Annotated in this window: 17 protein-coding genes; 2 read left to right on the top strand and 15 right to left on the bottom strand. The window is 74.1% G+C overall.

Going from position 1 to position 21703, the window contains the following annotated elements:
- The first annotated feature begins 159 nt into the window (after positions 1 to 159).
- Positions 160 to 3708, top strand: a complete 3549-nt coding sequence (locus EBO35_RS01650; RefSeq protein ID WP_122816183.1) for a CDP-glycerol glycerophosphotransferase family protein — start codon at positions 160 to 162, stop codon at positions 3706 to 3708.
- On the opposite strand, the gene EBO35_RS01645 is transcribed toward EBO35_RS01650, so the two are convergent.
- From EBO35_RS01645 to EBO35_RS01620, 6 genes are all read right to left on the bottom strand, one after another.
- The gene (locus EBO35_RS01645) at positions 3698 to 4684 is read right to left on the bottom strand and encodes a DUF6270 domain-containing protein (RefSeq protein ID WP_122816182.1); all 987 of its coding nucleotides are present in this window, start codon (positions 4682 to 4684) and stop codon (positions 3698 to 3700) included. The genes EBO35_RS01650 and EBO35_RS01645 overlap by 11 nt on opposite strands.
- Positions 4681 to 7254, bottom strand: a complete 2574-nt coding sequence (locus tag EBO35_RS01640) for a bifunctional glycosyltransferase/CDP-glycerol:glycerophosphate glycerophosphotransferase (protein WP_206422636.1) — start codon at positions 7252 to 7254, stop codon at positions 4681 to 4683. The genes EBO35_RS01645 and EBO35_RS01640 overlap by 4 nt, the downstream gene beginning before the upstream one ends.
- A 100-nt stretch (positions 7255 to 7354) precedes the next feature.
- A complete protein-coding gene (locus tag EBO35_RS01635; RefSeq protein ID WP_122816180.1) occupies positions 7355 to 9517 on the bottom strand; it encodes an acyltransferase family protein in 2163 nt (720 codons plus the stop codon).
- Between the two features lie 112 nt (positions 9518 to 9629).
- Positions 9630 to 10565, bottom strand: a complete 936-nt coding sequence (locus EBO35_RS01630; RefSeq protein WP_122816179.1) for an ABC transporter substrate-binding protein — start codon at positions 10563 to 10565, stop codon at positions 9630 to 9632.
- Between the two features lie 79 nt (positions 10566 to 10644).
- Entirely contained in the window at positions 10645 to 11364 is a 720-nt protein-coding gene (locus tag EBO35_RS01625) for an ABC transporter permease (protein ID WP_122816178.1), read from the bottom strand.
- Entirely contained in the window at positions 11361 to 12050 is a 690-nt protein-coding gene (locus EBO35_RS01620) for an ABC transporter permease (RefSeq protein WP_122816177.1), read from the bottom strand. Before EBO35_RS01620 ends, EBO35_RS01625 begins: the two co-directional genes overlap by 4 nt.
- 29 nt (positions 12051 to 12079) lie before the next feature.
- Here EBO35_RS01620 and EBO35_RS01615 point away from each other — a divergent pair, with 29 nt between their 5' ends.
- Positions 12080 to 13078, top strand: a complete 999-nt coding sequence (locus tag EBO35_RS01615; protein WP_241153807.1) for an ABC transporter ATP-binding protein — start codon at positions 12080 to 12082, stop codon at positions 13076 to 13078.
- A gap of 88 nt (positions 13079 to 13166) precedes the next feature.
- On the opposite strand, the gene EBO35_RS01610 is transcribed toward EBO35_RS01615, so the two are convergent.
- The 9 genes from EBO35_RS01610 to ftsH all read right to left on the bottom strand — a co-directional run bounded on the left by EBO35_RS01610 (position 13167) and on the right by ftsH (position 21612).
- A complete protein-coding gene (locus tag EBO35_RS01610; protein WP_122816176.1) occupies positions 13167 to 14504 on the bottom strand; it encodes an HNH endonuclease in 1338 nt (445 codons plus the stop codon).
- A 264-nt stretch (positions 14505 to 14768) separates the two neighbouring features.
- Positions 14769 to 15869 (bottom strand): GNAT family N-acetyltransferase, encoded by a 1101-nt coding sequence (locus tag EBO35_RS01605; RefSeq protein WP_206422635.1) that lies wholly within the window; start codon positions 15867 to 15869, stop codon positions 14769 to 14771.
- A gap of 61 nt (positions 15870 to 15930) precedes the next feature.
- The gene (locus EBO35_RS01600; RefSeq protein WP_164477757.1) at positions 15931 to 16536 is read right to left on the bottom strand and encodes a hypothetical protein; all 606 of its coding nucleotides are present in this window, start codon (positions 16534 to 16536) and stop codon (positions 15931 to 15933) included.
- Positions 16537 to 16545: 9 nt separating this feature from the next.
- The gene (locus EBO35_RS01595) at positions 16546 to 17058 is read right to left on the bottom strand and encodes a DUF3180 domain-containing protein (RefSeq protein WP_241153806.1); all 513 of its coding nucleotides are present in this window, start codon (positions 17056 to 17058) and stop codon (positions 16546 to 16548) included.
- Between the two features lie 13 nt (positions 17059 to 17071).
- Positions 17072 to 17641: a 2-amino-4-hydroxy-6-hydroxymethyldihydropteridine diphosphokinase gene (gene folK / locus EBO35_RS01590; RefSeq protein WP_122816174.1), complete on the bottom strand. Its 570-nt coding sequence runs from the start codon at positions 17639 to 17641 to the stop codon at positions 17072 to 17074.
- Entirely contained in the window at positions 17638 to 18087 is a 450-nt protein-coding gene (gene folB / locus EBO35_RS01585) for a dihydroneopterin aldolase (protein WP_122816173.1), read from the bottom strand. Before folB ends, folK begins: the two co-directional genes overlap by 4 nt.
- Positions 18084 to 18929, bottom strand: a complete 846-nt coding sequence (folP, locus tag EBO35_RS01580; protein ID WP_122816172.1) for a dihydropteroate synthase — start codon at positions 18927 to 18929, stop codon at positions 18084 to 18086. The genes folB and folP overlap by 4 nt, the downstream gene beginning before the upstream one ends.
- A gap of 23 nt (positions 18930 to 18952) precedes the next feature.
- A complete protein-coding gene (gene folE / locus EBO35_RS01575) occupies positions 18953 to 19573 on the bottom strand; it encodes a GTP cyclohydrolase I FolE (RefSeq protein WP_396954371.1) in 621 nt (206 codons plus the stop codon).
- Positions 19570 to 21612, bottom strand: a complete 2043-nt coding sequence (ftsH, locus tag EBO35_RS01570) for an ATP-dependent zinc metalloprotease FtsH (RefSeq protein ID WP_396954370.1) — start codon at positions 21610 to 21612, stop codon at positions 19570 to 19572. The genes folE and ftsH overlap by 4 nt, the downstream gene beginning before the upstream one ends.
- Positions 21613 to 21703: the final 91 nt, after the last annotated feature.

Genomic DNA, 21703 nt, shown 5'->3' with positions numbered 1-21703 from the left:
CCCTTCGCCGTCGTGCACAGTCGTCGCCGGAACCCGGCCGGACCTCGGGATTGTAGTCAGCGCCGGTCGTGGCGGCGTGCGCGCGGTCGGGAGCGGCCCGCATAGGATTCAGGCCGTCCCGGGACGACCCGGGCCAGGCGGACCAGTGGAGGAACCCCCGTGACCCGTGCCTCGAGGCTGCGCACGGCGCTGGGGCGGATCACCGGCCCGGACCCGGACCCGCCGCAGGACGCGGCACCCGCCCCGGCCCTCAGCGTCGTGGTGCCGGTCTACAACGTCGCGGCGTACCTGCCCGAGTGCCTGGACAGCCTGCTCGGCCAGACCCTGCGCGACCTCGAGGTGGTCGCGGTCGACGACGGGTCCACCGACGGCTCCCTGGCGATCCTGGAGGAGTACGCCGCGCGCGACCCGCGGCTGCGGGTGATCGCCCAGAACAACACCGGCCAGGGCATCGCCCGCAACGAGGCCGTCGCGCTCGCCCGGGGCGAGTTCCTCACCTTCTGCGACGCCGACGACGTCGTCCCCCGCGGCGCCTACGCCCACATGCTGCGGACCCTGCGGGCCACCGGCTCGGACTTCTGCGTCGGCGGCGCGATGCGCTTCAGCCACCAGCGCGAGGTCGGCACGTCGTGGGGCCGGGTCGTCCACGACCGCGACCGGCTCGGGGTCACCATCGACGAGTTCCCGGCCGCGATGCAGGACATCATCGCCTGCAACCGGATGTTCCGGACCGCCTTCTGGCGCGACCGGGTGCCGCCGTTCCGCGGCCACATCGCCTACGAGGACCACGTCCCGATGCTCGCGGCCTACGTCCGGGCCGAGCGCTTCGACGTGCTGGCCCGGGTGACCTACCGCTGGCGGATCCGGGAGGACAACACCTCGACCGGCCAGCAGAAGGCGAACCTGGAGAACTTCCTGGACCGGGTGGCGGTCAAGGAGGAGGCCCGGGTGCTGCTGCTCGCGGAGGCCTCCCCGGCGACGTACGACGCCTGGGTGGCCCGCACCATCGACGTGGACTTCCAGCCGTTCCTCGACCACGCCCTCGCCGGCGGCGACATGTACCGCAACCTGCTGGCGGCGGTCTGCGCGACGATGTTCGGCCGGGCCAGCGACGCGGCGCTGGCGGCGGTCCGGTTCAACGCGAAGGTCCGGGCCTGGCTGTGCGCGCAGCACGCCTGGGAGGCCCTGGTCGAGACCGACGAGCACTTCTCCGTCCACGGCCGGCTGCCGCCGGTCCGGGTCGTCGACGGCCGGGTGCTGGCCGACCCGCCGCCCGACGCGCCGTACCGCGCGCTGGTGCCGGAGCGGCTCTGGCAGCTGGCCGACCACGAGACCGAGCTGGTCGCCGGCCTGCGCGACGCCGACTGGAGCGGCCCCGGCGCCGACCGGCTGCGCCTGGTCGGCCACGCCGTGGTGCGCGGGGTCGGCAGCGCCGGCCGCGAGGTCGCCCTGGAGGCCTGGCTGCGCGAGGACGCCACCGGGGCCACGCTGCCCCTGGACGCACGTGCCGTGCACGACCCGGCGGTCAACGCGGTCGTGCGGCAGCGCAACGCCGAGTACGACGAGTCCGGGTTCACAGCGGTGGTCGACCTCGACGCGCTGGTCGCCGCCTCGACGGCGCCGGGCGGCACCGCAGCGGCCTCCTGGTCGCTGCGGCTGCGGGTCGCCCAGGACGGGATCGTCCGCGAGGGTGGCCTGCACGAGACCGTCGACGGCTCCGCGGCCACCGACCTGCGGGCCCGGATCGTGGCCGGCCCCGACGGAACGCCGCTGCGGGTCTCGCCGGTGCTGGCCGAGGAGGGCCTGGTCCTGGTCGTCTCCCCCGTGCCGGCGGCCGCCCGCGAGCTCGACCCCCCGGGCACTGACCTGACCGGGCGGCTGGTGCTGGCCGGCGAGCTCGCCGGCACCACCCCGGAGGTGGCGCTGCAGGCCGGCCCGGACCGGCGGACGACCGGCCGGACCGAGCCCGACGGGCGGTTCGCCGTCCCGCTCCCGGACACCGCCCTGCCCGCCCGCTCCCGGCTGGTGGTCCGGGGCCCCGACGGCGACGAGGTCGCGGTCGCCGCGCCGCCCGGCGAGCTCGCCGGCCCGGACGCCTCCGGGCCGATCTGGGCGTCCACGCCGGACGCGAGCCTGGAGCTGCTCGCCGACGGGCGCCGGCTGCGGGTCCGCGACGTGACGCTCGCGGACGGGGAGATCCTGCTCGACCTGGACCCGACCGCGCTCGAGCCCGCCGAGCTCCGCACGGCCCGCCTGGTCTCCGCCGACCTCGAGGTCCCGGTCACCCGGGTCGAGCCCGGCGCGGACGGGACCCGGCTGGCCTTCCCCGAGCGGGTCAGGCGCTTCGGCAACCCGCCCACGGCACTGCCCCGGGCCGGCTTCGCGCTGGTCGCCACCACCGCCGACGGGGTGGACCTGGAGGGGGAGCCGGCACCCGACCTGCGCTCCTCGCTGCCGGCCGACCGCTTCGACGGCACCCTGCGCGTGCACCTGCGGCTGCGCCGATCGGGGGCGCTGGGCCTGCTGGTCGCGCTGCCCCTGGACGCCCGAGCCGCCACCCCCGCCGGCCAGACCCGGCTGCGCCGCGCCTACCAGGCGGCGACCGGCCGCTCCCCCGACGTGCCCGCCGGCTCGGTCCTCCTGGTCAGCGGCCGCGGCTCCCGGGTCGACGGCGACCCGCTCGCCATCGACCGCGAGCTGGCCCGCTCGCGGCCGGACCTGGTCCGCTACTGGGCCGTGCGCGACCACGGCAGCCCGGTCCCCGAGGGCTCGCTGCCGGTCGTGGTCGGCTCCCCCGCCTGGTACGACGTGCTGCGCTCCGCGGCGTACCTGTGCACCGACGGGGACCTGGACGGCTACGTCGTCAAGCGGGACCGCCAGCGGGTGCTGCAGACCTTCTCCGGGCACCCCGGCAAGGCGGTCGGGCGGACCTGGTGGGACGCGCTGCGGTGGTCGCAGGAGCGGATCGCCGTCGAGGTGGCCCGCCGCGCCGAGCTCTGGGACACCGTGCTGGCGCCCGACGACGCGGCGGCCGACCTGGTCCGGGCCGAGTTCTCCTACCCCGGCCGGGTCCTGGCGCTCGGCAGCCCCCGCTGCGACCAGCTGCTGAGCGCGGACCGCTCAGCGGTCCGGTCCGAGGTGCTGGCCAGCCTCGGCGTGGACCCGGCGACGACAGTGGTGCTGCACGCCCCGACGTACCGCGACGCGGTGTCGCCGCGGGTGCCGTCCGCGGGCCTGCTCCCCGGCGCCGACCCGGTCCGGCTCGCCGCGGACCTCGGGCCCGGCTACACAGTCCTCTTCCGGGCCCACCCGCTGGACCGCAAGGCCGCGGCGGCCCGGACCCGGGGCACCCCGGTCGTCGACGTGACCGACCACCCGCGGGTGGACCGGCTGCTGCTCGCGGCGGACGCCGCCGTCCTGGACTACTCCGCCCTGCGCTTCGACTGGGCCCTCACCGGTCGGCCGGCCGTGTTCCTGAGCCCGGACCGGGAGGCGTACCTGCGGCTGCGCCCGCAGCTGCTCCCCTACGAGGAGACGCTGGCCGGCCCGCTCGTCGAGTCCACCGCGCAGGCCGCGGAGCGGCTGCGGGACCCGAGCGCGCTCGAGCGGGAGTGCGCCCCGCTGCGGGCAGCGGTCCGGGAGCGGTTCCTCGGCCACGAGGACGGCCACGCCGCGCAGCGGGTGGTCGCGGAGTTCTTCAGCGGCTGAACGGCCAGCGCCGCCGGCCGCCGGCGGCCTGCTCCAGCTCGGCCACCCGGTCCTGAAGCCGTTGCGTGCGCTCGCGCAGCCGCCCGATCGTCGCCGCGTCCTCGCCCGCCAGGCGGCCGGCGTCCGCGGTCCGCGCGGTCTCGACCAGGGCGAGCCGCTCGCGGGCGTCGGCGTCCAGGCGCCGGTCCAGGTCGATGCGGACCAGCTCGGCCAGGAAGCGGTGGTAGTACGCCGGCTCGTAGTGCACGTAGAACGGGCCCCACGGGTGGTCGTCGTACGTCGCCGTGGGCAGGTCGGTCAGGTCGATCACCGCGTCGCAGGCCGGGGCGGCCCGGTCGTCGAGCTCGCGCCACAGCTCGTTGGCCCGGGCCACGCCGAGGCGGGCCAGGTTGCGGTGCTTGCGCAGCGAGACCGTCTCGGCGCGGTCCGGGAGCCGCAGCCGGTTGGTGTTGTGGCCGCGGTGCAGCACCACAGTGGTCTCGGGCAGCTGGGCGCGGACCAGGGCCAGGAACCGGTCCAGGGACTCCTGCCACAGCGCGAGGTAGTCGTCGGTGTGGTGCGCGATGTCGAACCTGGCGAGCCGGTCCTCGTCCCGCAGCCGCTGGTAGAGGTCGGTGTGGTGGATGTTCCAGCGGTTGTTGGTCAGCCAGCGGCCGGCGTCGAACGCGACGCAGCCGAAGTGGATGTCGGCGAAGAAGTCCAGCACCAGGTAGTCCGGGCGCACCGCCACGACCTCCCGCAGGAACGAGCGGCTCAGCTCGGCGTCGATGTTGGCCCGGTCGTAGTCGCTCAGCTCCCGCATCGGCTCCCAGCCGACGTCGACCGGCGGCGACATCAGCGCGATCAGCGAGGACTGGTTCTGGTGCAGCGCACAGCTGAAGTAGCGCTTGTAGTCGGGGTTGAACCGGGTGTTGAAGTTGTCGCGGGTGATGCAGCTGCCCATGCTCGCGACGACCGGCGGCTCGGCGGTCCTCACCGCGGCGGGCCGACGACGGCGCCGACGGGCGTCTCGCGCCCCGCGACCTCGATCGCCTCGGTCACCCGCCGGCAGCAGCCGCCGTCGCGCAGCGTGAACGTGCGCCGGTTCCGCTCCAGGTACGTCGCAGCCGGGACCGGCCCGCCGGCGATCGCGGCGCAGGCCTCGCGCACGGCGTCCGCGTGGGTGTGCGCGACCGGGCCGAAGCCGTCGCGCTCGTAGTCGAAGTAGCCGTCGGCGCCGACGTGGTCACCGCTCAGCGCCCGCTCGGCGTCGAACTGGTAGTAGAGGACCTGCCGGTCGATGTAGCCGGCGTTGAAGGCCATCGAGGAGTAATCGGTGACCAGCAGCGCCGAGCGGGCCACGAGCCGGCGTACGTCCGCACCCTCGTAGCTCAGCGGCCGCACGTGCGCGGGCAGGTCCAGCAGCGGCAGCGCCGGCTGGAGGTTCGGGTGCGGCAGGAACGCCAGGGTCAGGCCCCGGTCCGCGCAGGCCTGCGCGAGCTCGGGGTCGGCCAGCAGGTCGAGCCAGCTGCGCAGGAACTCGGACTCGAAGAACTCCGGGCCGAGGTCGTCGCGGCGCTGGCTGGCCGGGTCGAGGTGCGGCACCAGCCAACGGCGCCAGGTCGGCGCCAGCACGACCAGGTCGCGCCCGGTCTCCGGCACGTCGCGGCCGGCCTCCAGGAGCCGGTCGAAGCGGGGCAGCCCGGTCAGCACCGTCTCCTTGGTGGTGACGCTGTAGCGGGTGTGGTCCCCGACGATCGACTCGTGCTCGGCGTGCGTGCTGGTGACGAAGACGTCGATGTTCTTGGTGTTCAGCCACGGCGACAGGTCGTCCTTGATCACGCCGTGCTGGAGGAACGTGAACCGCCAGGTCCGGGGCACCCGCGGCACCCCGGGGGTGTCCACGATGGCCCGGTCGGCGTGGGAGGAGATCAGGTGGGCGGCGTTGAGCATGAGCAGCTTCCAGCGCTCCGAGCCGAACGCCACCAGCCGCTTGCCGAGCTCCGGGCGGAGCCGCCGCCAGTCGGCGGTCCCCTCCTCGAGCACGAAGAACGCGTTGACGTCCGGTCGCTCGGCCCGCAGGTGGTGGAACAGGTGCTCGGCGCTGTCGTCGGCGTCGTGCACGCGGTCGACGAGGACCCAGGCGTCGGCGAACTCCTTGCGCACCCGGCGCGAGGCCGCCTTGGTGACCAGCCGCTGGTCCTCCGTGCTGAGGGCGGGCCCGGGCTCGGGCTGCCCGGTGCGCTCCCGGATCAGCCGCTGCGGGGTGCGCGGATAGAGCGTGGAGCCCGGCACCGGCGGCTCGGACTCCAGCACCGGGATGGCCCGCCCGTCGACGTGCAGGCGCAGCGACTTCGAGGCCGGCAGCCACAGCAGCCGCTCGTGCAGCAGGACCCGGTCGTGGGAGGCCAGGTCGCGGGTCTTGGCGTGGGTCAGCGCGACCTCCGCGCCGCCGACGTACGCCTGCTCGCGCGGGGCGGGGCCGGTGAACAGGTAGGAGACCCGGTAGAGCCGGCGCGCCGGGTCGACGGCGGTGATCACCGCGTGGTCGTCGTGCCAGGGCTGGTCGGCGTACGCGTGCAGCAGCGCCGCGCGCCACTCCCGGCGGATCCCGCGGCGCCAGAACCCGGCGACGAGCTCGGGGTCGAGCAGCGCGACGATCTGGGCGAGCAGCTCGTGGAACCGGTCGGCGACCTCGCCGCGGGCGGCCGTGCGCCCCTGCTTGGCGTCGTGGGAGCTGAAGTACCAGGACAGCTCGTAGAGCACGAAGCTCTGCAGCCAGCCCGGCGCCCGGCCGTGCCGCTGGGCGCCTCGGCGGAGCAGGTCGAGGTAGCCGTGCTCGAGCACCTGCGTGTAGCGGTCCGGGTTCTCGAGGCTGCCCTGCAGCGTCGAGCTGGCGTCGGCGCGCTTGCGGTAGACGTAGTGGGCGGTGCGCACGAACCCGACCCGGGGGTGGTCGAGGTCGAGCAGGTAGCTGCTGCAGAAGTGCCCGTCCTCGAAGTTCGGCCGGACCTCGGGGTCGAAGCGCAGCCCGAGCTGCTCGAGCCGGTCGCGACGGACGAACGCCGACGGCGCGCTGCCGTGGAAGTAGTCCGGCATCTCGGTGAGGTCGCGGACCACGTTGCCGTCGCGGAACATCGAGCGCAGCGGGTGGCTGTTGGTGAGCTCGCCCGTGGCGTCGTCGAGCATCCAGCGGTTGGTCGCGACCATGTCGACCTCGGGGTGCTCGTCCAGGAAGTCCGCGACCGAGCGCAGGTACTTCGGCTGCATCCGGTCGTCGGGGTCGAGGAAGGTCACCCACTCGCCGGTCGCGTGCTCGATGCCGTGGTTGCGGGCGCTGGACTGGCCACCGTTGGGCTGGTGCAGCACCCGGATGGCGATGTCGCTCTCGCGCTCCCAGCGGCGCAGCCGCTCCAGGCTGTCGTCGGTGGACCCGTCGTCGACGGCGATCACCTCCAGCTGCGAGTGCAACCCACGCTGGGCCTCCACGGAGGCGATGAAGTCCTCGAGGTAGCGGGAGACGTTGTAGACCGCGGCCACGATCGAGAACCGGACGGGCTGCTTCACTGCGTTGGTACTTCCTCGCTGCTTCGTCGGACCTTCGGCCCGGACTCTATCGTCCGGGTCCTCGCGCCCCGGGGGTGCGCACATGGTCGCGTGGGCCGGGTCACGAGCCCCGCAGGGCCCGGAGCAACGGCCGCTCCAGGTGCGGCGCCAGGGTGCGGGCGTAGGTGGCGGTCAGGTGGGAGCCGTCGGAGTAGACCAGCGCGCCCCCGACCACGGCCGCGCAGGTCTCCGAGCGGCAGATCAGGTCGTTGAGGTCGGCCAGCCTGACCGAGGCCGCACCCCCCGTCTGCATCGCCTCCACCGCCTCGCGCACCGGGTCCGCCGGCTCCCAGTCCGGGCGGGGTCCCGCGCAGGCGTCGAGGTCGTCGGCGTTGGTGGCGACGCACTCTGGAGCGGACTCCACCGCCCCGTCGCCGGGGGCGGGGGTGTCGTGCAGGGCGACGACCGGGACCCCGGCCTCGCTCCAGCGGCGCAGCACCTGCTCGTACCCCGCGGCGTACGGCTCCCGGCTGGCCTCGAGGGAGTGCCCCTCGGCGGGGGCGGAGATCCGGTTGGAGACCACCACCAGGTCCGGGCGCTCGCGGGCGATCCGGCGCGAGGTCCGCTCGACCCACTGCTCGCAGGCGTCGGTCTCCTCAACCGTGTCCAGGGCCTGGCGCACCTGCGACATCGCGCACCGCGAGGCCAGCCGGGTGCTGATCCGCCAGTCCCGGTCGGCGGCGATCTCCTGCAGGGCGGGGAGCCACTGGCCGGCGTGGGAGTTGCCGACCAGGACGACCTCGACGTCGCCGTCCGGCTCGCCGAAGACGCAGCGCACCTGCCGGAAGCGGGGCCGCGCGGACCAGCAGTTGCGCCCGCCGGAGACGTCGGCGTAGGCGTCGGCCTTGTCGTCGGGGGCCAGTGCCGGCGCCGGCACCGGCTCGCCCCGCGCGGGCGGGCACTCGCGGCCCGGCACCAGGGCCCCGGCGCCGAAGCACGGGTCCGCGCCCGCCAGCGCCGCCTCGACCCGGTCACGGGCCTCCTCCTGCCGGTCCTGGACGTGCCCGACCAGCAGCGAGGAGAGGAGCAGCACGACTGCCATGCCCGCCGCCGCGGTGAGGTACGTCGGCGCGAGCCGGCCGCCGGCGGGGGCGCGCCGGAACCGGTCCTCGACCCAGGTCTTCGTCGCCGCGGCCAGCAGCAGGGTGGCCACCAGGATGCCGATCTCGACGACCGGCCCCGCGTCGGCCAGGGCCACCGGGACCGCGACCGGGACGATCACGATCAGCGGCCAGTGCCACAGGTAGACCGAGTAGGAGACGTCGCCGAGCCACTGCACCGGCCGGGTGCCGAGCCACCGCACCGGCGACCACCGGTCCGGCCCGGCGTCGGCCGCGATCACGGCCACGGTCGCCAGCACCGGCAGCGCGGCGTGCCAGCCGGGGAACGGGGTGGCGGCGTCGTAGCCGACGGCGGTGGCCACCACGACCGCGAGGCCGAGCCAGGCCACGACGGCCCGGGCGAGCGGGGCCGACGTCCCGGGGTCCGGCGCGGGCCGCGCCCGGCTCGCCAGCACGGCCGCGAGCAGCCCGCCGGCGCCGAGCTCCCAGATCCGGGTGGGGGTCACGAAGTAGGCACGCGCGGGGTCGGCGTCGGTCAGGTGCACCGACCAGGCGAAGGAGGCGGCCACCACCACGGCGATGCCGGCCAGCTGCACCCGCGCCGCCGCGGTGCCGCGCGCCCGCAGGGCCCGCGCCGCGACCGCGAGGAGCAGCACCAGCAGCGGCCAGCCCAGGTAGAACTGCTCCTCGACCGAGAGCGACCAGAAGTGCTGGACGGGCGAGGCGGCCTGCGCGGCGGCCAGGTAGTCGACGGCATTGTCAGCGAGGCGCCAGTTGACGACGTACGTCGCCGCGGCCGAGACCTCGCGCGCCGTGGCCTCCCACCGGGTCTCGGGGAGGAACAGCCACGCCGCGACCAGGCTGACGCCGAGCACCAGCAGCGACGCGGGCAGCAGCCGGCGGATCCGCCGCGCCCAGAAGGCCAGCAGCTCGCGCCCCGTCGTGGGCGGCGCCGTCAGCAGGTGGGAGGTGATCAGGAAGCCGGAGACGACCAGGAAGACGTCGACCCCCACGAAGCCGCCGGTGAGCGATCCGGGCAGGAGGTGGTAGACGACGACCAGCGTGACCGCGACGGCGCGCAGTCCCTGGATGTCGCTGCGCACCCGGCTGCGGGGGCGCACCGCGGTGGCCCGGGGAGCCCGCGGGCTCGTGGTCGTGGCCAACTGTCGTTCTCCGAGCTGGACGGGCCTGGGCTGGCGGGTCTGGGCTGGTCTGGTCCGGGTCCGTGCGGACCCCCGCAGTCTGGCACGCCCGGCCCGCCGGCCGGGCCGCGGCTCAGGTCAGCCCGGCCTCCGCGACGAACTCGGACGCGACGTCCTCGGGCTTCTCGCGGTCCACGCTGACCCGGAGGATCAGCTCGCCGAGCGTCTCGTTGTCGAGCTCTGCCATCAGGTCCTCGAGGGGCCCGGCGACGTCCTCGTGCTCGGCCAGGAAGTCCGAGGAGACCAGCGGGACGAGGTTCTGCGCGGGCTGGATGCCCCGGTCGTCCTCGAGCATCACCAGGCCCTGGTCGGCCAGGGTCACGTCGAGGGTGCTGGTCTGGCCGACCTGCGCCTCGCCGTCGAGCACCGCCTGGTAGGTCTGCGGGGACTGGAAGCCCAGCGGCAGCACCTCGGTCACGTCGATGCCGTAGGTCTGCCTCAGGCCGGCCTCGCAGTCGGCGCGGCCCGGGCAGTCCTCGGCCGCGGCCAGCACCACCGAGCTGCCCTCGAGGTCGGAGATCCTGGTGGCGCCCTCGGTCTCGGAGAACTCCTCGGTGACGAAGTAGGCGTTCGCCGACGTCGCCGGCGACGGCTCGAGGAGGGTGAGCCCCTTCGCCTCCAGCAGCGGGGTGGCCGCCTCGATCGTGGCGTCGGCCTCGGCGGTGGTGATCGGCTCGGCGTCCGGGCCGTTCGCCTCGGTGTTGACGAAGTCCGCGAGGCCACCGACGTACTCCGGGGCGATGTCGACGCTGTCGGGCATCTGGGCGACGTAGATGTCGCGCCGGCCGACCTCCTTGACCGTGACGTCGTAGCCGGCGTCCTCGAGCACCGCCTGGTACATCGCGGTGACCAGCAGCGCCTCGTCGAAGGCCTGGGTGGCGACCGTGACCGGCCCCGCGGAGGGCCCGGAGTCGCCCTCGTCGTCGGACAGGTCGTCCCCGGCGCAGCCGGTGGCGATCGTGAGCACGCCGACGGCGGCGAGCGAGAGCAGCGAGCGTCGTACCTGCATGGTTCTCACCTTCTGTGTCCCGCGGGCCGGGCCCGCGCGTGTCCGGTGCGGCGGGGAGGACCCCCGCTGCTGCAGTGCCTCAACCGGCGTGCGCGTCCACCCTAGGCGCCGGGTCCGACAACCGCCGGGCCGCCAGTCGCTGGGCGCCGGCGGCGAGGAGCTCCAGCGTCAGCGCGACCGCCGCGACCACCACCGCGCCCGCGATGCCCTGGCCGTAGTCGTTCGCGGCGAACCCGTCGGTGATGACCCGGCCCAGCCCGGGCCCGGCGACCAGGGCCGCGATGGTGGCGGTCGCCCAGACCTGGACCAGGGCCAGCCGGACTCCGGAGAGCACCAGCGGCAGCGCCAGCGGGAGCTCGGCGCGGACGAAGACCTGCAGGCCGGTCATGCCCATGCCGCGGGCCGCCTCCCGGACCTCCTCGGGCACCTCGCGAACCGCTACATACGCACCGGTGACCAGGGGCGGCAGCGCGAAGAGCATCAGTGCCAGCAGCGTCGCCAGCCCGGCGCGGCCGTACGGCCCGAAGGAGGCGGTCCCGGGCCAGTCCGCGGTGACCAGCAGGGCCAGCAGCGCGAAGGTCGGCACGGCGCGGCCGATGTTGGAGATGTTCACGGCCAGGAAGCCGCCCCGGCCCAGGTGCCCCAGCGCGAGCGCCACCGGCAGGCCCACCGCCGCGGCCAGGGCCAGGGCGGTGACCGTCAGCAGCAGCTGCTCCAGCAGCAGCGCGAGCATGCCGCCGCCACCCGACCAGCTGGCCGGATCGACCAGGTACTCCCAGGCGTTCGCGAGGACGTTCATGCTCCCGCTCCCCGGGTCCAGGGGGTCAGCAGCCGCTGGGCGAGGACGACCACGGCGTCGAGGAGCAGCGCGAGCAGGACGCAGAGCACCGAGGCGGTGACCAGCTCGGCCCGGAAGTCGCGGGCCACACCGTGGGCGATCAGGTTGCCGAGGCCGCCGTAGGAGACCAGCGCGCCGACGGTCGTGAGCGCGACCGTCGAGACCGTCGCGACCCGCAGTCCGCCCATCAGCACCGGCACCGCGAGCGGCAGCTCGACGCGCAGCAGCAGCCGGCCGGGTCCGTACCCGAGCCCGACCGCCGACTCCCGCACGTCCGCGGGCACCGAGGACAGCCCGTCGAGGATGGACCGCACCAGCACCGTCAGGGCGTAGAGCGCCAGCCCCAGGACGACGGTGGCCGCGCTGAGGCCGGTGAACGGCAGGAACAGTGGGAAGAGCGCCAGCGACGGGATCGTGTAGATGCCGGTGCTCACCGCCAGCACCGTGCTCTGCAGGCGCCGGTAGCGGCGGGCGAGCAGGGCGAGCGGGAAGGCCAGCGCCAGCCCGAGCAGGACCGCGGCGACAGTGATCGCGAGGTGCTCGAGGGTCGCGTCGAGGATCTCCTCGCGCCGGTCCTCGACGTACTGCCAGCAGAACCACTCGTTGGTGAACCGGCTGTAGCACTTCGGCCCGTCGTCCGCCGTCACCGGTACGCCGCCGCCAGTAGGGTCACGGCATGGACGCTACCGGCTCCCGCAGCGGCGCCCCGATGATCCGGCTCGCCGGCGTGCACAAGACCTACGCCGACGGCACGGTGGCGGTCCAGGAACTCGACCTCGAGGTCGGCGAGGGCGAGCTGGTCTGCCTGGTGGGCCCGTCGGGCTGCGGGAAGTCGACGACGCTGCGGATGGTGAACCGGCTGGTGGAGCCGACCAGCGGCCGGATCGAGGTCGACGGGCGCGACGTCTCCGCGGTGGACCCGGTGCGGCTGCGCCGCGGGATCGGCTACGTGATCCAGCAGGTCGGGCTGTTCCCGCACCAGCGGGTGGCCGCGAACGTGATGACGGTGCCGCTGCTGTCGGGCAGCTCGCGGGCCGACGCCCGGCGGCGCGCGCTGGAGCTGCTCGACCTGGTCGGCCTGGACCCCGCGACGTACGCCGACCGCTATCCCCACCAGCTCTCCGGCGGCCAGCGGCAGCGGGTCGGCGTGGCGCGCGCGCTGGCCGCCGATCCCCCGGTGCTGCTGATGGACGAGCCGTTCGGCGCCGTGGACCCGGTGGTGCGGGTGCGCCTGCAGGACGAGTTCCGCCGGCTCCAGCGCGACCTCGGCAAGACCGTCCTGTTCGTCACCCACGACATCGACGAGGCGGTGCGGATGGGCGACCGGGTCGCGGTCTTCGCCGTCGGCGGCCGGCTGGCCCAGGTGGGCACGCCGGCGGAGGTCCTGGCCCGCCCGGCCGACGAGTTCGTCAGCGGCTTCGTCGGGGCCACCCGCGGGCTGCGCCGGCTCAGCGTGACCACGATCCACCCGGGCCTGGTCGAGCCGCTGGACGGCGTCGCCGCCGGGGACCTGGCCGCCGCCGTCGAGATCGGTGCCACCCTGGAGGAGGCGCTGGCCCTGATGCTGCGCGACGACCGGCCGATGGTCGGAGTCCGCGACGGCGCTCGCTTCGTCGGCGTGCTCACCCCCGCCGGCGTGCACCGCGCCCTGCGGGCGTCGCTGCGCGAGGACTGAGGGGCTGAGGGTCGAGCGGCGAGCGCAGCGAGCGTGTCGCTGTGCGGTGGTCGAGCGGCGAGCGCAGCGAGCGTGTCGAGACCCAGGGTCAGCCGACGATGGTGGTGCCGGTGTGGTCGCGGCGCAGGTGGATGCCGTTCGGGGTTCGCCACAGGAACGTGGTCTCGTCGAGCTTGGCGTAGGACCAGCTGGTGTGGGTCTTGGCCCGGTGGTGGGTCCGGCACAGCGGTGCGAGGTTGGGGTCGGTGGTCTCGCCGAAGTCCTCGCCGTCGCCCTGTGGTCCCTCGCGTTCGTGGCGGTGCCGGACGACGTGGTCGTTGTCCGCTCGGCGGGCCGAGCGGGTGCACCAGGGGAAGACGCACGTCGGGTTGTTGAGCTGGACTCGCTCGGCCATCCGGTCGGGGACCTCGTAGGCGGTGGTGTGGTCGACGTCTGCCAGGTCGAGAACCGGCTTGACGATGACCTGGGCGTCGGGGTTGGCGCACCAGGTCTTGACCTGGTCGGCGGAGACGAACGAGCGGGTGTTCTCGACCCGGGCCAGGTGCAGATCCCCGTCGCTGGGGCTGCCGAGGGCGGCGGCGCTGAGGTGGACGTGGACGACGACCTGGCGGGGCCGGCAGCGCTTGGACAGGCCCGCGACCTCGGTCGGGGTGGTGTCCAGGTCGAGGGCGAGCTGGCGGCGGGCGATCTCGCCGACGGCCAGGGAGCGGCGTACGTCGAGGGACTCCGCGCAGCCGAGCTCGCCGAGGACCCGGGCACCGCGGGCGACCGCGGAGTCGAGGTCGAGGGCGTCGGCGAGGTCGAGCTCGCCGTCCACGGTCACGGTGCCTGCGAAGGAGACGCGTCCGGTGTCGAGGTCGAAGTGGCGCCGGTCGGCCGCGGCGCGGCGCTTCTCTTCCGCGCCGTCGGGGTCGAACCGGACCCGGGCCTCCTCGATGACCCGGTCCAGGGCGGCGTACCCGATCTTCCCCGCCACCGCGTGGACGTGAGTGTCGACGTAGGCAGCACCCTCGGCGGGCAGCGACAGGGTGTTCGCCGCGACCTTGCGGCCCCGCCAGGCAGGCACCGTCCCGGCCCGCACCGCAGCCCAGGTGCGCGGGAGCCGGTGGGCGAGTTCGACGGCTTCGCCGAGCATCGCCCGGGCCGCGTCCGAGGACATGCCGAGCGCGGCGCCGAGCTCGAGCGGTGCGAACTCGGTGACCAGCGGAGCCCCCGGCCCTGCGATCGCTACCTCACCCTCCGCACCCGGCAGGCACGCCGCGTCGTCCAGAGAGTCGACCGAGTGCATCGAGGCCCAGGCGACCGCCCCTTCGAGCAACTCGACCTCAGCCTGGTCCGCAACAGCCCGGCGAGACCGCACGAACGCCAGCACCGCGGCGGGGCTGTCGCACTCCCCCAGCGGGGCGGGGTTCGGGTCGATGGCCATAGCACATAATACTCGAACATATGTTCGAACGACTAGAGGAACGTCAAGGAATGTGGAAAGAAGTTCTGCGACGGAGGGCGGGACCGTCAGCCCAAGACAACGGCAACGCGACCGCGGGCGGAACCAAGACCCTCAACCCCAGCGGCGCGCAACCGCGTTGTCCGGTGAAGGTGGTCTCGACGCGCTCAGGCGCCAGGGCGCCTTCACGGCTCGACCACCGGGACGGCTCGACCAGCGGGACCGGATCGACCACCGAGGCAAGTGTCAGCCGGGCACGGGCACGTCGCGGTGCCAGGACTCGGTGACGTACTTCGTCCGCCAGCCGAGCGAGGTGTAGAGCTGGTCGGCGCCGGTGGAGGAGTCGGCGTCGACCTCGAGCCCGACCCGGTCCCGGCCGCGCCGGGCGGCGTCCGCCACGATCGTGCGCAGCAGCCCCTTGGCGACGCCACGGCCTCGGGCCGCGGCGCGCACGCCGATGTAGGAGACGTAGGAGCCGTCCGGCGCACCGCCGGAGCCCTCCGAGACGGTGCCGACCAGGGCGCCGACCGGCTCGCCGGGGCCGTCGGGGTCAGACTCGTCGAGCAGCTCGGCGAGCCACCAGTGGTCCCAACGGTGCCCGGGGTCCTCCTGGAGCCGGTGCACGAACTCGTCGAAGGTCTCCTCGCGGGAGTTGAAGTGGTCGCGGAAGGCCTCCTCGAGCACGTCGTGCACCGCGCGCACGTCGCCCACCTCGGGCATCCCGTCGGCGCCCTGGCGGACCTGCCGGAAGCGCACGCCACGCCCGGTCCAGGAGGCGGGGTCCTCGACCAGGTCGGCCTCCTCGGGAGCGACCGGCCGGGTCATCTGCCACCAGGTGCGGACCCGGTCGAAGCCGGCCGCGGCGAGCCAGCGGTGCTGGCGCTCGTCGTCGGCGAAGGCGCCGGTGTCGATCTGCTGCACCGCGATGCCGCGGGCCGTGCCCACGGCCAGCGCCTGACCGGCGGCCCACTCCAGCAGTACGTCGGAGCACGCGTCGGCGACCCGCTCGGGCAGGTCGCGCTCGACCACGTGCATGTAGAGCATCCGGCCGCCGGCGCGGTCGTGGACGCTGCCCCAGGCCCGGATCTCGCCGGCCTCGTCGCGCACGACGACGTTCTCGCGGGTCCGCAGGCCGGCCTCGGAGACCTCGACGAGCACGTCGTCGACGCCCGCGCCGGCCCAGCCGCGGCCGTGCCGCTCGTGGGCGCGGAGCAGGTGCGTGAGCCGGGCGACGTCGAAGCGGTCACTGGGGTCCGGGCTCGCGACCTGCCACCCCGCCGGCAGCCCCGGGTCCTCCGGGACCAGCTCGTCGGGGTCACTCTCGAACCGGGACTCCTCGGGGATCACGCTGTCCAATTGTGCCGCATCGGCTCAGCCGGGCACGCGGCGGTGCCCGACGGGGGGAGGCTCAGGCGCGGCGGCGGGCGGACTCGGCGCGGTGCCACGCCGACGTCATCGCGGTCAGCTCGGACTTGAGGACGTCGACCTCCTGCTCGAGCTCCACGATCCGCACGATCGCCTGCGCGGCGCGCTCCTCGGCGTCCTCGACCCGGCCGCTGACCAGGTCCCGCTCGCGCTCGGCGAGGTCGGCACGACGGGCCTCGGCGTTCATCTTGCGGGCCACCTCGGCCGCACGGCGCTGGGCGGTGCCGAGCTCGGCCTGGAGCTCCGCCAGCGCGGTCTCGCGCTCGGCGATGCGCGCGGTCATGTCGGCGACGTACGCGCCGTGCTCGGCGGTGCGCTCCTCGGTGAGCCGTCGGTAGGCCTGCGCCTGCTCGGCCCGGTCCCGGGCCGCGTCGCGGCGGCTCTGGAGCAGCTCGCTGTGGGTGATCTTCGCGGCTGCGGCCCCGAGGGCGACCGCGAGGACCGCCGCGACCGAGACCAGCAGCCAGGAGCCGCTCGGGACCGCGCCCAGGACGGCGACGGCCGCGACCAGCAGCAGCGAGGCCGCGACCGTCACCCGGGTGCTGCGCTGACGACGACGGGTGGCGCGGGGTGCCGAGGGGGAAGCCATGGAAGCAGGTTAGGGGGCCGGGTCGTCGGATCTGATCCGACACGCACGCTCGAGCAGGAGTGCGATGCCGACCACCACCAGCGCGACCAGCGACGCGACGGCCGAGCGGAGCGCCCGCTGGCGCGCCAGATCGACGTCGATGCCGAGCCAGCTGACCGCGAACCCGGCGTACCCACCGGCGACCAGCGCGCCGACGTACGCGCACGCGCGCGCCAGCGCGAGCCGGTTGAGGGCCCCACGCGGCTCCAGCCGCTCCTGGCGCACATGGACCGTGCGCCAGGTGTTCCAGGCGACGGCGCCGAGGATCGCGGCCACCAGCAGCAGCGCGGCTGGCTGGATCCAGGTGACGACCGGGGCGGTGTCGCGCACGGCCTCCGAGACCGGGTGCAGCAGCCAGCCGAGCACCAGGCCGACGACGCCGAGGGCCGTCAGCAGCCCGGGCGAGGTCGGGCGCAGATGCCCGGGCCCCTCGGGCTCCGGGGGGCTCGACTCGTCGTCGGGCAGCGGCTGCTGGTCGCGCACGGCGCGGGGCGCCCTAGGAGACTTCGAGGGTGAGGTCCTCGCGCAGGACCAGGCCGTCGGTGCCGAGGCGCTCGAGCAGGTCCGCGATCGGCCCCACCCCCGGCAGCACGGCGTCCGGCTCGAGGTCGTGCCACGGCTTGAGGACGAACGCGCGGTCCTTGGCCCGCGGGTGCGGGAGCCGCAGGGACTCCTCGTCGCTGCGGCGGTCGCCGACCACGATCAGGTCGACGTCCAGGGTGCGCGGGGCGTTCGGGACGTCGCCGCGCTCACGCTCGTAGGCGTCCTCGACGGCCAGCGCGCGGTCCATCAGCCGGTTCGCGGCGAGCGTGGTGTCGATGAGCACCACGGCGTTGAGGTAGGGCTTGGCCTCCGGCGGGGAGTCGACCGGCTCGGTCTCGTAGACCGGGGAGACCGCCGTGACCCACACGTCCGGGGTGTCGGCGATCGAGCTCACCGCGCCCTGGAGGCTCCCCATCCGCTCGCCGAGGTTCGATCCCAACGCCAGCACCGCTCGCCGGATCGGCCGCATCTCACCGGTGAGGGTGTCAGCGTCGACGATGTTCGGGTTGGGGGTCTCAGTCACAGGTTGGCCTCACGTCTACGGGTGATCGTCAGCGCGACGTCCGCGAACGTCGCCTCAATGGGTGCATCCGGCTTGTGGACCGTGACCCGCGCCCATTCAACACGAACATCCAACAGGCAGATGTCGGTGACCCGTCGGGCGAGCGTCTCGATCAGGTCGACCGGGTCGCGCTCCACGGCGGCCTTGACCGCCGCGACGAGGCTTCCGTAGTCGACGGTGTCGTGCAAGTCGTCCGAGGCGGCCGCCGGGGCCGTGTCGAGCCCGAGGACGAGGTCGATCACGAAGGTCTGGCCCTCGCGCCGCTCGAACTCGAAGACGCCGTGGTGGCCCCGGCACTCGATGCCCAGCACCGCGAGCTCGTCCTGAGCCGGCCGCGAGGAACGAGCGGGCGTGTCGAAGGGCTCGTCCTGGGCCCCGCGCGACCCCTGAGCGGGCGTGTCGGTCATCGGAGTGCTCCCGTCGGATGGAGGGCGGCGTACGCCGCGAGCGCGTCGCGGGTCGCCCGGACGTCGTGCACGCGCATCCCCCACACGCCCTGGCCGGCGCAGTGCAGGACCACCGCGGCGTGAGCGTTCTCACGTTCCCCGACCGGGCGCGGGGTGCCGTCCGGGCCGGCCAGCAGGCGCCCGAGGAAGGTCTTGCGGCTGGCGCCGACCAGGATCGGGAAGCCCAGCTCGCGCAGCCAGCCCAGGTCCCGCAGCAGCGTCCAGTTGTGCTCGCCCACCTTCGCGAAGCCCAGGCCCGGGTCCAGGATCACCTGGTGCTCGGCGATGCCCGCCGCAGCGATCGCCTCCAGGCGCTCCCCCAGCTCGGCGCGGACGGCCGCGACGACCCCGCCGGGCCCGTCGTAGCGGGCGAAGTCGTCCATGTGGCTGCCGTGTGCGCGCCAGTGCATCGCGACGTAGGTGACCCCGGTCCCGGCGACGACGTCGAGGATCGCGGGGTCGGCGAGCCCACCGGAGACGTCGTTGACGATCGTGGCCCCGGCGGCGACGGCCGCGGCGGCGACCTCGGCGCGCATCGTGTCCACCGAGACCACGGCCCCGGTCGCCGCGAGCTCGCGGATCACCGGCACCACCCGGGCCAGCTCCTCCTCGACCAGCGGCCGGGTGGCCCCGGGGCGGGTGGACTCCCCACCGATGTCGAGCAGGTCCGCACCCTCGGCGACCAGCCGCAGGCCGTGGGCCACTGCCGCGTCGGCGTGCAGGAAGCGACCGCCGTCGGAGAACGAGTCGGGCGTGACGTTGACGATCCCCATCACGCGCATCGGCTCGGGCACCTCGGGCATGGCGCCGACGCTACCGGTCGCGCTCAGCGGCGCGGACTGTGGATCAGCGACATCGCCTCGCTGCGGGTGGCGGCGTCGGTGAGCATGCTGCCGCGGACCGCGGAGGTGATCGTGCGGGCGCCGGCCTTGCGGACCCCGCGCATGGTCATGCACAGGTGCTCGGCCTCGATCACCACGATCACGCCGCGGGCGTCGAGCAGGCGGGTCAGGGCGTCGGCGATCTGGGTGGTCAGCCGCTCCTGGACCTGGGGCCGCTTGGCGTAGACGTCGACGAGCCGGGCCAGCTTGGACAGCCCGGTGATCTTCCCGGTCTCCGCGGGGATGTAGCCGACGTGCGCCACCCCGGTGAACGGCACCAGGTGGTGCTCGCACATCGACCACAGCTCGATGTCGCGGACCAGGACCATCTCGTCGTGGCCGATGTCGAACGTCGTGGTCAGCACGTCCTCGGGCGTCAACCGCAGCCCGGCCGTCAGCTCGGCGTAGGCGCGCGCGACCCGGGCGGGCGTCTCGCGCAGCCCCTCCCGGTCGGGGTCCTCACCGATCGCGAACAGCAGCTCCCGCACGGCCGCCGCAGCCCGGTCGTGGTCGTAGTCCGGAACGTCGCCGGGTCGGCGCTCCGCGGTGCTGATCGGGTCCGTCACACCGCACCCGAGGGCGGGCCGGACGCCGCGCCGGGCGGCAGCGGGGTGCCACCGGGGGCCTGGAGCCCGGGGTCCCCGTGCAGGTCCCCGCCGGGGCCCGGCGGCGTCACGACGGCGCCGGTGTCCTCGTGACCGTTCGAGGTGGCGCGGGCCCGGACCTCGGCCGGGATCTCGACCGCCGGACGGTCGGAGGGACGACGCGTCGGCGAGCCGGTCCACGCCGGCCGGGTCGGGCGCAGGCGCAGCGGCGTGAAGATCCGGGCCACCTCGGCCTTGTCGAGCGTCTCCTTGTCGAGCAGCTCGAGGACCAGGGCGTCGAGGACGTCGCGGTTCTCCTCGAGGATGTCGAAGGCCTCCTGGTGGGCGGTCGCCAGCAGTCGCTTGGTCTCCTCGTCGACGATCGCGGCGACGTCCTCGGAGTAGTTGCGGGCGTGGCCCATGTCGCGGCCCAGGAACGGCTCGCCCTGGGTCTCGCCGAGCTTGATCGCGCCGAGGCGCTCGGTCATGCCGTACTGCGTGACCATCGCGCGGGCCAGGCTGGTGGCCTTCTCGATGTCGTTGCCGGCGCCGGTGGTCGGGTCGTGGAAGACCATCTCCTCGGCGGCGCGGCCGCCGAGCATGTAGGCCAGCTTGTCCAGCATCTCCGAGCGGGTCTGGGAGTACTTGTCCTCGTCGGGCAGCACCATCGTGTAGCCGAGCGCCCGGCCGCGGGGAAGGATCGTGATCTTGTGGACCGGGTCGGTGCCCGGCAGCGCCGCCGCGACCAGGGCGTGGCCGCCCTCGTGGTAGGCAGTGATCAGCTTCTCGTTCTCGCTCATCAGGCGGCTGCGTCGCTGCGGGCCGGCGATGACCCGGTCGATCGCCTCGTCGAGCATCCGGTTCGTGATCAACTTCTCGTTGCTGCGGGCGGTCAGCAGCGCCGCCTCGTTGAGCACGTTGGCCAGGTCGGCGCCGGTGAAGCCCGGCGTACGACGTGCCACCGTGAGCAGGTCGATCTCCGGGGACATCGGCTTGCCGCGGGCGTGGACCTGGAGGATCTGGTGGCGCCCGGCCAGGTCCGGGGCGTCGACCTGGATCTGGCGGTCGAAGCGGCCCGGACGCAGCAGCGCGGGGTCCAGGACGTCGGGGCGGTTGGTCGCGGCGATCAGGATGACCCCGCCGCGGACGTCGAAGCCGTCCATCTCGACCAGCAGCTGGTTGAGGGTCTGCTCGCGCTCGTCGTGGCCGCCGCCCATGCCGGCGCCGCGGTGCCGGCCGACGGCGTCGATCTCGTCGATGAAGACGATCGCCGGGGCGTTCTCCTTCGCCTGCTCGAACAGGTCGCGCACCCGGGAGGCGCCGACGCCGACGAACATCTCGACGAAGTCCGAGCCGGAGATCGAGTAGAAGGGGACGCCGGCCTCGCCGGCGACCGCGCGGGCCAGCAGCGTCTTGCCGGTGCCGGGCGGGCCGTAGAGCAGCACGCCCTTGGGGATCTTCGCGCCGACGGCCTGGAACTTCGCGGGCTCCTGGAGGAACTCCTTGATCTCCCCGAGCTCCTCGATGGCCTCCTCAGCGCCGGCGACGTCGTTGAACGTCGTCTTCGGCATGTCCTTGGAGATCAGCTTCGCCTTGGACTTGGCGAACTGCATCACGCCGCGGCCGCCGCCCTGCATGCTGTTGATCAGCCAGAAGAAGACCAGCACGATCAGGATGATCGGCAGGAAGGTCAGCAGCAGCGAGCCGAGGACGCTGGGCTGGGCCACCTCGACCTTGACGTCCTCGATGTTGCCGTCGGCGACCTGCTTCTCGGCGGCCTTGAAGAACGAGTCCTGGGTGCCGGAGAGCCACAGCGTCATCACCTGGTCACCGGTGTCGCGGACCCCGTCGTCGAGGACCGCCCGGATCTCCTGGTCACCGTCGACGAAGGTGAGCTCCTTGACCTGCCCCTCGTCGATGTACTCCGCCATCTCGGAGGTGCTGATCTCGTCACCGCCGCTGTTGGGCGCGAGGAACTGCAGGGCCAGCAGCACCCCGACGACGGCAACGACGATCCACAACCAGGGACCCTTGAAAATGCGCTTCACAGGCTTCTCTCGAAATCAGGTACGACTGACTGCCGACGGTACAGCCCGACGACAATCACGATTC

Origin of the sequence: Nocardioides pantholopis (assembly GCF_003710085.1) — a bacterium.
GTDB lineage: Bacteria > Actinomycetota > Actinomycetes > Propionibacteriales > Nocardioidaceae > Nocardioides > Nocardioides pantholopis.
This window is presented reverse-complemented; position numbering and strand designations above follow the sequence as displayed.

Excerpts from the sequence above, each read along its gene's own strand:
- folP (WP_122816172.1), bottom strand. The coding sequence starts at position 18,929 with ATGCCCGAGGTGCCCGAGCCGATGCGCGTGATGGGGATCGTCAACGTC.
- EBO35_RS01630 (WP_122816179.1), bottom strand. The coding sequence starts at position 10,565 with ATGCAGGTACGACGCTCGCTGCTCTCGCTCGCCGCCGTCGGCGTGCTC.
- EBO35_RS01615 (WP_241153807.1), top strand. The coding sequence starts at position 12,080 with ATGGACGCTACCGGCTCCCGCAGCGGCGCCCCGATGATCCGGCTCGCC.
- folB (WP_122816173.1), bottom strand. The coding sequence starts at position 18,087 with ATGACCGACACGCCCGCTCAGGGGTCGCGCGGGGCCCAGGACGAGCCC.
- EBO35_RS01610 (WP_122816176.1), bottom strand. The coding sequence starts at position 14,504 with ATGGCCATCGACCCGAACCCCGCCCCGCTGGGGGAGTGCGACAGCCCC.
- EBO35_RS01625 (WP_122816178.1), bottom strand. The coding sequence starts at position 11,364 with ATGAACGTCCTCGCGAACGCCTGGGAGTACCTGGTCGATCCGGCCAGC.
- EBO35_RS01600 (WP_164477757.1), bottom strand. The coding sequence starts at position 16,536 with ATGGCTTCCCCCTCGGCACCCCGCGCCACCCGTCGTCGTCAGCGCAGC.